Source organism: Psychrobacter sp. KCTC 72983, from assembly GCF_014280455.1.
In the GTDB taxonomy this organism is placed as follows: Bacteria; Pseudomonadota; Gammaproteobacteria; order Pseudomonadales; family Moraxellaceae; genus Psychrobacter; species Psychrobacter pacificensis.
On sequence record NZ_CP060391.1, the window covers coordinates 39,839 to 49,070 of the forward strand.

A 9,232-nucleotide genomic window follows, 5' to 3' on the forward strand; every position below is an offset into this window, starting at 1 on the left:
TCCAATAGATTAGTCGATTTACAGCAGAGATATTGGCTGTTATCCAATATCTCTGCTCATCATAAATAGAATAAGGAAAATATTTTATGTCAGAACATCATGATCATAGCCATGCGGTTGTTACTGAAGAAAATAGTAAGAAGTTAATGGTTGCCTTAGGTTTAACGACTACTTTTTTAATAGTAGAAGTTGTCGCTGCTTTTATTACCCAAAGTTTGGCTTTGTTATCTGATGCAGCTCATATGTTTACTGATGCAGCCGCTTTAGCTATTGCTCTTGCCGCTATCAAAATTGGTAAAAAAGCCGCAGATGATAAAAGAACTTTTGGCTATCAGCGATTTGAAATTTTAGCGGCTCTGTTTAATGCGGTGATGCTTTTTGTGGTAGCAATATATATTGTATATGAAGCTTATCAACGTTTTACGAATCCTGCTGAAATTCAAAGTGTTGGAATGATGATTGTCGCGGTTGGTGGTTTGGTCATAAATTTGATTTCAATGAAAATCCTTTCTGCTAGTGCTGAAGGAAGTCTAAATATAAAAGGTGCATATTTAGAAGTTCTTAGTGATGCTCTAGGATCGATAGGCGTGATTATCGGAGGAATAGTTATTTATTTTACCCAGTGGATGTGGGTTGATACCGTAATCGCTGTGTTAATTGGCTTCTGGGTCTTACCTCGAACTTGGATTTTATTAAAACAAAGTATTAATATTCTGCTTGAAGGAGTTCCTGATGAGATTGATATTGAGTCGTTAAGAAATGATTTATTGAAGCTAGAGGGCGTTGAAGGGATTCATCAGTTGAAAGTCTGGGCTATATCCTCAAGAAATATTCATTTAACTGCTCATTTGGTTGCTCCGAATAGCAATACAGATCAACTCTATCAAAAGGCCTTAGAAGTTCTAAAACATAATCATAATATTACTGAAATTACGTTACAAATAGAAAATACGAAATGTAAGGCACTGTTGCAAATAGAGATTTGAGTCGATGATGTTCCCTTTAAAAAGTACTTAGAGACCGAAAACCCTGTTGATTAGACACACTTCACCCTGAGGCTGACCATAATAAAATGACGATGCTTGTCCTTTACGTAGTGCACGCATGACTTCAATACCTTTAATTGTGGCATAAGCCGTCTTCATAGATTTGAATCCTAATGTGGCCCTGATGATCCGCTTTAACTTACCATGATCACATTCAATGACATTATTTTTATACTTAATCTGCCTGTGCTCAATATCTACTGGACATTTTCCTTCTCGCTTTAATCGTGATAAGGCATGGCCATAGGTCGCTGCTTTAGTCTGGTTATTAATCGTGCTATCTATCAACGTCTTTGCCATCTTAGCGTCATGCACTTGCCCACCTGTCAGCTCAATATGTATAGGGTTACCACAAGCATCGACCACTAAGTGCAGTTTGCTGCTATTACCTGCAACACTTTTACCAATGGCCTCATCAAGATGACTGGCTACACCTGAACTATGCTGATGAGCTTTGACCACGCTACCGTCTATAAATAACCATTCACTATCATAGTTTGCTGTGACTATCTTCATGAGCTTTTGCCATTTACCGGTTTTACGCCAGTAACGGTATTGATGATATATGCGAGACCAATGACCAAAATAAGAAGGTAAGTCTCGCCATGGACAGCCTACTCGTATGCGGTACAACATGCCTTCAACGGTACGTCTTAGATTGGGCTTGTTATATACGTTAATTTGTCGCAATATAATAAATAGCTTGTGCCAATGTTCATCGTTGAGCTTGGTGCGAGTCATAAGTGATGCCTTATTTCTTTGTTGTGGTAAACATTAGAGTAAGGCGTTGCTTATTTTTTTCAATGTTTTCTCAATTCTATACAGCCCCTATTCTCGTAAATAAGCAGTCTTAGCCTATGAAAGTAATAACTGGCTGTGGTTTTATTAACACCAATTAGGCTTGCTGCTGTTCTCGCGGTAGAACCGGCAACAAATAACTCGATGAGTCTGCTTTGTTTATACCAACTTAGTTTACTCTTTCTCATAGTGCTATCCTAAATAATTTTACTCATCTAGGACAGCCCCTTCTTTTTAATCTATTCAAACAATCTTTATTCGATATAAATATTAAGCATTTAACATGCCAAGACGTATTTAGAACCAATTCTCCATAAAAAAATCCTGCCTTGAAGTAAGACAGGATTTTTTATGCAAGGCTAATTTTCTAGCCTATGCTATTTACAACTTAGAATGCTTTAGTAATTGTAAATACAGCACCAGTCTCTACACCACGTTTGTACGGGTTGGTGTCGGCGTCAATATTTGTGCCGACAGCAGCAAGCTCAGCTGACAGGTCTTCAACAGAAGCAAAGCTGTAAGTCACACCAACTTTCCAGTCGATGTAGTTATCATCGCCACTAGCGTTATCACTGAAATCATAATCGTCAGCAGTGGTATAACCTAAGCTTGCTACACCACCGAAAGATGCGCTCAATGGCATGCTATAAGTCAGGTTTAAATACCATGCATCAGTATCTAAGCCAAAAAAATCATTAGTGAAATTCACGCTTGCAAGCAAACTGTCACCAACAGTGATGGTGTCTGCAAAACCTAGACGTGCATACAGCTCAAGCCAATTCAAATCAGAAGCACTTGGATAGCCGTAGTACCATAAACCGACATCTAAAACTGGTTTAGACGCCAAAGAGCCAAGTTCAGTGCTATAACCTACATATGGATCGAGCTCTAATGAGCTACCAAAGCCGACATTCGAGCCCCAGACACCTGCGTATAAGCCAGAGCTATGGGTTAATCCATAACCAACTTGAACGGCAGGGTCGCTTTCAGTTTGTGTCATACCACGATAGCGGTAATCTGAAGTCATTGCTGCAGTACCAGAGAATGATACATCGCTTTCAGCTGCCATAGTCAAGCCACTTGCACAAGTGAGTAAAGATGCAGCCACTAATGTAGAAAGTTTAAAGTTCATGTTGGTATTCCCCCAAGCTGTTTATTACAAATGTTCAAATCGAAATGATTTGACTCTGAACTTGTTATTGAAATAGCAAAGGGCGTGCCAACTTTATTAAGTTACTGTTTTATCTTATTTCTTTGCAATAAAACTGCAATAACTTACAAAACCAACTTTGAAGCATTATTGTATTGCACAAATATTGGGCGATTTATTGATTTTGCACCAAAACAAATCAAACTGTATCAAATTGTTTGTAAATAGGAATTATTCTTATACAGTTTATATTCTGCACGATGCAATAAAAAAAACCAACCGCAGTGGTTGGCTTTTTAAGTATTTTCTTCTGAGCAAAGCATGGAAAATTATTTTTCCATATTTGATAGGATTGATGTTCTGACATCATCCAATGTGGCATTGATGGTGAGCATCACGGCATCGGCACATTGTTTGATCGCAGTGTCAGGATCTTTTGAGCCCGTCCCGAATTCTGTGTAACTGCCGATTAGATTAAATGCAAGCTTACACGCTCACCGAACATAATCATAAATCGATTCAGAGCAGACGTCCAGTTACGGATTGGCATCGACCACGAGCCCATCCTGGATTTTGTGTAACTTCTATTTGCTAATAGGGTATAAGAAGTTACACAAAGTTTAGGAAAGTCCCTTTTTTATACCTATCGCTCAACCAACTTTTCCTCAATCATTTCAGTCAACAACTCAGTCACCGTTTTTCGGCTTTCAAGCGCGTACCGCTTGAGCGCAATGTGTTTATCTTCATCTAAATTAAAATTCACGCGTACCGTCTTTTTGGGACTGTCCGTCACATCCGATAAAGCCAATTGATCCTTAACGTTCTTACTAGGACGACCTGCTGATAAACTCATGACTTACTCCTCACCAAAAAATATTTGAATCTCACTGACCAATGCGGTTATCTCTTGTATCGCATTGCTACTAGGCGATTCGGTATCAAATACTGTCTTACCAAGGGCAGCACTATTAGGATAAGCAACTCGCTGCATCACTCTGGTCTCTAATACCGGAAGATTATAATCAAGCAGCGCGGTTGCAACCTCTTTACCAATATTAGTATTTTGAATGGCGCGTGAGACGACAAAGGCTGCCTTTAGTTGGCCATCCCTCATCTCAATACGCTGCTGCACTAAATCAACCAAATCGCTGGTCGCCCAGATATCATAGGGGCTCGGCTGCACCGGAATCAATATAAAATCAGCCGCTTTTATAGCAGAAATAGCCAGACTAGTAGCTTGCGGCGATCCATCGATCACCACATAATCTTTATCAGAGACGCTTTTTAAATCTTTATCAAGTGTTGGTCTATCAAGCCCGATCACTGGTACCGGATTGTCTTCATCAACCGCTCTCCAGTCACGCGCACTGCCCTGCTGATCGCTATCTACTAGCAGAACACTATGGCCTTTCAACTGTAAGCCACGAGCCAGATGCGTTGCGATGGTAGTCTTGCCGCTGCCACCTTTTTGATTTAATACCGCGATTACCTTCATAAATACAGATCCCTGTAGCATGCATTGAGTATATAAGTATATAAGTATATAAGTATATAAGTATATAAGTATATAAGTATATAAGTATATAAGTATATAAGTATATAAGTATATAAGTATATAAGTATAACTAAAAATGTACGTCACATCACTACTAATAGCAATGTTTCATAGTAAAAATAGCATCACCTTTTCTAACTAGCGTATATCCATCATGATAGACGTCCTGCATCAAAGACAGCATAACGAACTGCCTACTACTAGGTAAATTGCCGCTATTCGATATCAATATGAGCTACTAAAATGAATACGTTAGCCGCTCATATTCGTTATAATCCGCTCACCAATCAAAAACTACTAATCGTTAATGAGGAAACCACTATGGTGAAGTGTCACTTATCGACCATCATGGGCGAAAGACGCCTTAAAATTGCCGATGTCGCAAGGGATACTGGCATCAATCGTGGCACCATTACTCGCATGTATCATGAAGAAGCCACCCGAGTTGACCTAGATGTCATCGAGTCTTTATGCACGTATCTTAGAATCAATGTTGGTGATTTATATGAAATCATAAATGAGAAAAGCAGTGTGTCGCCTGAATAAGCACACTCTTTGATAAGACATTATAACCCTCAAACGTATAAAAAGACCTATAGAAGGTCATTTTTCTCTTGCAATAGATTAAAATATAGGTATAATTTGACCTGTAGTAAGTCATTTTATCCATTATTTATACACAATAATCTGCAGGAGAATACTAATGAATAACAATCTATCGCGGCTCAACAGCTGCGCTTGGTTTAGTGAACAGACTAAAAATTTAGCCTCTAAGCTGTTATTCAGCTTACAAGTACAGCAAGGCGTACAACTGGCATCATTACTTGGTGTTGACGCTATTCTTTATAATGATGAAGCGATTTATGTCTGGGTGCAACGACAGCTGGATGATGGTCTTATCGTTGACGACTACACTTTAAGCATCCTTGAAACTGCTTTTATAGAGTTGGTCACAGCTTACACTGACCAAGCAGCCTAGTCACTTTAGCTTATATTTACAGACTTCTTGTTTAACAAGAAACAATAACCCTTAAAGCCAGATAAAGTGTCATTATCTGGCTTTTTAATATAGACAAAGATAACGACAATCAAACAAGCCTTTTTTCAGTCTTATATGTTTCAGAAGACGCACTTTTGGGCAATATAGCTCACTATTGCCATACGTCTTTACTCAGTCGGCTTTGCACGCGGCACCCCAGCTATTTTATAATAAACAAAGCCTCTCTCATCTCTCAAAACACTCTTACTGTCTGCTCTAACGCACCAGCTGATTGCATCAGGCTGCTCTTTATTAACATCACAAGCCAAAATAAACTGCGCACTTTGAGCATTATTAAAGGCCTGTTTCCAACCCGTTTCAAGCTCATCGATGCCGCGCTGTAGCTCTGCTTGCTGGTATTTCATCTCTGCAATCTCATCAAAGCTTGGCACATACCAAAATACCAGAGCCACCAAACTTATTATCACAGCCATCGTACCCGCTGCGACAGCGGCTGCAATCCTTTTAATACTCATAGTCTCAATGGACTTATGAATTTTGTCCAAGTCTTTACTAGCTCTACCCTCGACCTGCTCAATCCGCGTTTTGGTGGTGGTCTCAAAGGTCTCAATATCTTCAATAATCTGCTTATGACCAGCTTGGTACTGATTGGTGAATAGGGCTAGATTGTCAGCGCTTGCGCTAAGTTTATCAGCAACTCCTTGCATGGTACTGATTTGTACCTCTATGCTATCGTTTTTAGCAGTGACGACCGACTCTACAGCCGTATCAATCTGCTGTTTCATATCGGTGATGATGCCCGCTATTTTGTCATCATAACGACGCGGCATCTCATTGTCAGTGAAAGCCGTCACTGCTGCTTGAAGCTGCTTTAACACGAGTTCTTGATACTGGCTCAATGCCTGCGAAGTCGTGCTTGCGCTACTACCTAATTCTTCAATGGCAGAAGACACCTCATTCACCTTGCTATCAATACCGCTAAGCGAACGCTCAAGCCGCCTCGCTACCGCATCATCGGCTCGCTTAATCAGCTCACGCAAGGCCCCAATGACCGGAGTCAATGAAGTCACTAGGTTAACAAGTTGATCGTGTATGTCTTGCTCATTGCTATTGTCTTTATTCATGGGGTACTCATTATTATAATGCCGCCTAAAATGGGCGTGGTGAGGAGTAGCGGCGTCTTTGTGCTTGTTCATGCGCTTGGATGGCGTTCTTCGTTTTTTGCAGGTGATCTGTCACAGTTTGTGTGAGCGTTGCCCCATCTATGGTGATAGCAGGAACGTGCTCAAAGCGCTCATTGATCTGGGTTAATACCTCGACCTTATCTTGATTGTCAGGCAAGCGCTCAAGCTGTTGCCATAGCGTCGTTGCTGCCTTCTGCACCTGCGTTGCAATTTTTTTGGCATCGGTGTCTCGTAAACTTTTTTGTAGTGTCGTAAAGCTGTCAGTGTGTTTTAGAGTAGTGAATATAAATGCTTGTGCGGCAACCGCCTCAGCCGCGTTGATCACTTCGATCGGTGCATCAACGGCCTTAAAATCAAGGGCATCAACGCGGTCACGCACCCGTACCACTAAATTGTCAAATCGATCTCGATATGCTTTGGTCTCATTGATTCGCTGACGCTTAAGAGATGCCTGCTGCCGTCTCTGTTGTAAAGCTACTCGCCGCCTGGTTAAAGCCTCCTCTCGTGCGCGCTCAGCCTCTTCCTTAAGCTTTGCTTGCTCATGTGCTTTATTGAGCTGGTGGTGAAGCACCATCGTACGGTTGCGCCAGTCATCAAGCCGATCTGCGTTCAATTGAGTGGTCTTGGTACGGGTAATCTCATCGTATAGGTCATCATCTTGCACAATCACAGCTTCACTTTGATCCAGTAAGGCGATACGCTGCTCATAAAACGGCGACAGGCGCTGATAGGTTTTTTGACTGGTATTAATTTGCTGCTTTAACTGTTTGATGTCGTTATCATTGGCAGTCTTAAACGCTTTAACATCAGCGGTCAATGCCGTTAAACGAGTGTAAGCATCCGCGTCTACCTCTACTGCTTTTAACGTACTGAGCGCCTCACGCTCTTTTTGAAGATATTTAAAGCGCTCAACATCCAGATCTGCAAATGCGGCAAACTTATGATAAGTGTCCATGTTATTGGTGACGTCTATCTCTTGTAGATCCGCAAACGCTTGATCCCACTGTAAGGATAAGTCGGATTTTTCAATATCAATCTCATCAAGAGCTTTAAAGCCAGTCGCCAGTTTATTCAGCTTTGCGGCAAAGGGTTTTAGCGTGGCCTTCAACCCTTTGTAGTCCGCAATGACTTCATTATTAAGCGGGATCAGCTTTTTTAAAACCGTTTTATTGTTCAGCACCGTTTTATCAATCTGTGACAGCTGCTCTTCAAGACGGCTAACAGCGCGGCCTGTTTGTAGGGTATCATCTTGTCTAAACTCCTCAACCAACGCTAAAGCCGCCTTTAGTGCCTCACTTTGCTCTTTTGTGCTTATCTGCCTGGCAAGCTCAATCATTTTTTGGCGGGGGTCACTAAAATCCTGTCCCACCTCCTCGGTGAACCGCTGGGTACTCTTAATGTTTTTATCAATAGTAATAATCTGTTTAGACTGGTGCGCTAACTCTTCATGCAGCGCATCAATGGTTGAAAATAAGGCGCTGCGTACCATCTTTTTTTGACTCACAAAGTCGGCTGAGATTGCTAAAAGCTCATCAAGTGCGTGATCATTCGCCGCATCACTATGCGTCTGACTGTTACTTTTAGGGATAGCGGGTTCAAGTTCAACGGCAGGATCTACAAATCGGATATTACTGAGCTCAATTCGCGCAAAGGGTTTACGCTTTTTATAATGTATTGTGACGCCGTTAACCTCTTGTTCATTGCTTTCTAGGTCAATACGTCCCTTGTCGTCGTACTCAATTACTAAACCATTTTTTTCAATGTAAGCATTGATCTCATCAATCGTCTCGTTGTATTCGTGAATCACTGAACGATTGCCTTTGAGAATATCCTTATATAGTGATTTACCTAGTTTCATTTTTGGCAAACGATTGATGCCCAGCTCACGGTAGGATTTCTCACTAATGGTTTTATTCTTAGGCAGTAGCTCATTGGCCATATCCGCCCAAAGGGTGCGTTGATATTTAAGCTCATCGCCGCGTCCGTTTAACCCCTTAGATAACCGCTCCTCCGTTGACCACTGCAACCAATTCTTGCGTGCTGATAAAGCATAACCCTCAACATCCGCTACTATCTCACGGCTTGAGAGTAAAATATGGGCATGAAAGTTACGACTGGTCAGCTCAACCACTTCAACCTCCCCCACATGTTTCTCGTGACTGTGGGGCCGATGAATGGCCACATCGACAAGCACGTTATAGCGATCAGATAAGGTTTGAGCGTAGCGCTCGGCCAGAACTATACGCTGATCCGCGGTGATCCCATCAGGAAACATCACGTCAATCTCAGTACCCAATTGCGCGTTTTTACGAGTCTCAATGCGTTCGATATCATTCCAAAAACCCTCAGTGTCCGCCCCCCTTTTCTAAGGATGCCCCCCCAAAACCCCAAGACGTTTTTTGGCTTTACAAAACCCCCTTTTAAATTTTAAAAAACCTTTTTTCCCCTTTTCCCCTTTAAATTTTAAAGATTTTTTTTTTTTGGGGGTTTCTTTTTTTT

General features: G+C 41.3%; 8 protein-coding genes and 3 pseudogenes. 3 read left to right on the plus strand and 8 right to left on the minus strand.

Annotation, left to right across the window (positions count from 1 at the left end; genetic code table 11):
- The first annotated feature begins 86 nt into the window (after positions 1-86).
- Positions 87-986, plus strand: coding sequence for a cation diffusion facilitator family transporter (locus tag PSBA01_RS13135; protein ID WP_102078870.1), 900 nt, complete (start codon positions 87-89; stop codon positions 984-986).
- 27 nt (positions 987-1,013) lie between these two features.
- Here the strand turns inward: PSBA01_RS13135 and PSBA01_RS13140 are convergent, their stop codons facing one another.
- From PSBA01_RS13140 to parA, 6 genes and pseudogenes are all read right to left on the minus strand, one after another.
- Entirely contained in the window at positions 1,014-1,787 is a 774-nt protein-coding gene (locus PSBA01_RS13140; protein WP_186475556.1) for an IS5 family transposase, read from the minus strand.
- A 71-nt stretch (positions 1,788-1,858) separates the two neighbouring features.
- Positions 1,859-2,032 (minus strand): annotated as a pseudogene (locus tag PSBA01_RS13145) (IS1595 family transposase); the annotation flags it as partial.
- A 200-nt stretch (positions 2,033-2,232) separates the two neighbouring features.
- Complete coding sequence (locus PSBA01_RS13150) at positions 2,233-2,976, minus strand: TorF family putative porin (RefSeq protein ID WP_071001644.1); 744 nt, start codon at positions 2,974-2,976, stop codon at positions 2,233-2,235.
- A 347-nt stretch (positions 2,977-3,323) separates the two neighbouring features.
- A pseudogene (locus PSBA01_RS13155) lies at positions 3,324-3,446 on the minus strand (threonine synthase); the annotation flags it as partial.
- A 191-nt stretch (positions 3,447-3,637) separates the two neighbouring features.
- Positions 3,638-3,847, minus strand: a complete 210-nt coding sequence (locus PSBA01_RS13160; protein ID WP_025652656.1) for a plasmid partition protein ParG — start codon at positions 3,845-3,847, stop codon at positions 3,638-3,640.
- A 3-nt stretch (positions 3,848-3,850) separates the two neighbouring features.
- Positions 3,851-4,489 carry a ParA family partition ATPase gene (gene parA / locus PSBA01_RS13165; RefSeq protein ID WP_186475557.1) on the minus strand — a complete coding sequence of 213 codons (639 nt, stop codon included), beginning with the start codon at positions 4,487-4,489 and terminating at the stop codon, positions 3,851-3,853.
- Between the two features lie 381 nt (positions 4,490-4,870).
- Between parA and PSBA01_RS13170 the strand changes: the two genes are divergently transcribed.
- Together PSBA01_RS13170 and PSBA01_RS13175 are read left to right on the plus strand one after the other, a co-directional pair.
- The gene (locus tag PSBA01_RS13170; protein WP_186475567.1) at positions 4,871-5,095 is read left to right on the plus strand and encodes a helix-turn-helix domain-containing protein; all 225 of its coding nucleotides are present in this window, start codon (positions 4,871-4,873) and stop codon (positions 5,093-5,095) included.
- 157 nt (positions 5,096-5,252) lie between these two features.
- A complete protein-coding gene (locus PSBA01_RS13175) occupies positions 5,253-5,528 on the plus strand; it encodes a hypothetical protein (RefSeq protein WP_025652653.1) in 276 nt (91 codons plus the stop codon).
- A 188-nt stretch (positions 5,529-5,716) separates the two neighbouring features.
- Here PSBA01_RS13175 and PSBA01_RS13180 read toward each other — a convergent pair whose 3' ends face one another.
- Positions 5,717-6,673, minus strand: coding sequence for a hypothetical protein (locus PSBA01_RS13180; protein WP_025652652.1), 957 nt, complete (start codon positions 6,671-6,673; stop codon positions 5,717-5,719).
- A gap of 25 nt (positions 6,674-6,698) precedes the next feature.
- Positions 6,699-9,077 (minus strand): annotated as a pseudogene (locus tag PSBA01_RS13185) (MobA/MobL family protein); the annotation flags it as partial.
- Positions 9,078-9,232 lie beyond the last annotated feature (155 nt).

What these genes read in the sequence shown, in the direction of transcription:
- PSBA01_RS13160 (WP_025652656.1), bottom strand. Translation starts at nt 3,847, where the DNA reads ATGAGTTTATCAGCAGGTCGTCCTAGTAAGAACGTTAAGGATCAATTG.
- PSBA01_RS13175 (WP_025652653.1), top strand. Translation starts at nt 5,253, where the DNA reads ATGAATAACAATCTATCGCGGCTCAACAGCTGCGCTTGGTTTAGTGAA.
- PSBA01_RS13140 (WP_186475556.1), bottom strand. Translation starts at nt 1,787, where the DNA reads ATGACTCGCACCAAGCTCAACGATGAACATTGGCACAAGCTATTTATT.
- PSBA01_RS13170 (WP_186475567.1), top strand. Translation starts at nt 4,871, where the DNA reads ATGGTGAAGTGTCACTTATCGACCATCATGGGCGAAAGACGCCTTAAA.
- PSBA01_RS13180 (WP_025652652.1), bottom strand. Translation starts at nt 6,673, where the DNA reads ATGAATAAAGACAATAGCAATGAGCAAGACATACACGATCAACTTGTT.
- PSBA01_RS13150 (WP_071001644.1), bottom strand. Translation starts at nt 2,976, where the DNA reads ATGAACTTTAAACTTTCTACATTAGTGGCTGCATCTTTACTCACTTGT.
- PSBA01_RS13135 (WP_102078870.1), top strand. Translation starts at nt 87, where the DNA reads ATGTCAGAACATCATGATCATAGCCATGCGGTTGTTACTGAAGAAAAT.
- parA (WP_186475557.1), bottom strand. Translation starts at nt 4,489, where the DNA reads ATGAAGGTAATCGCGGTATTAAATCAAAAAGGTGGCAGCGGCAAGACT.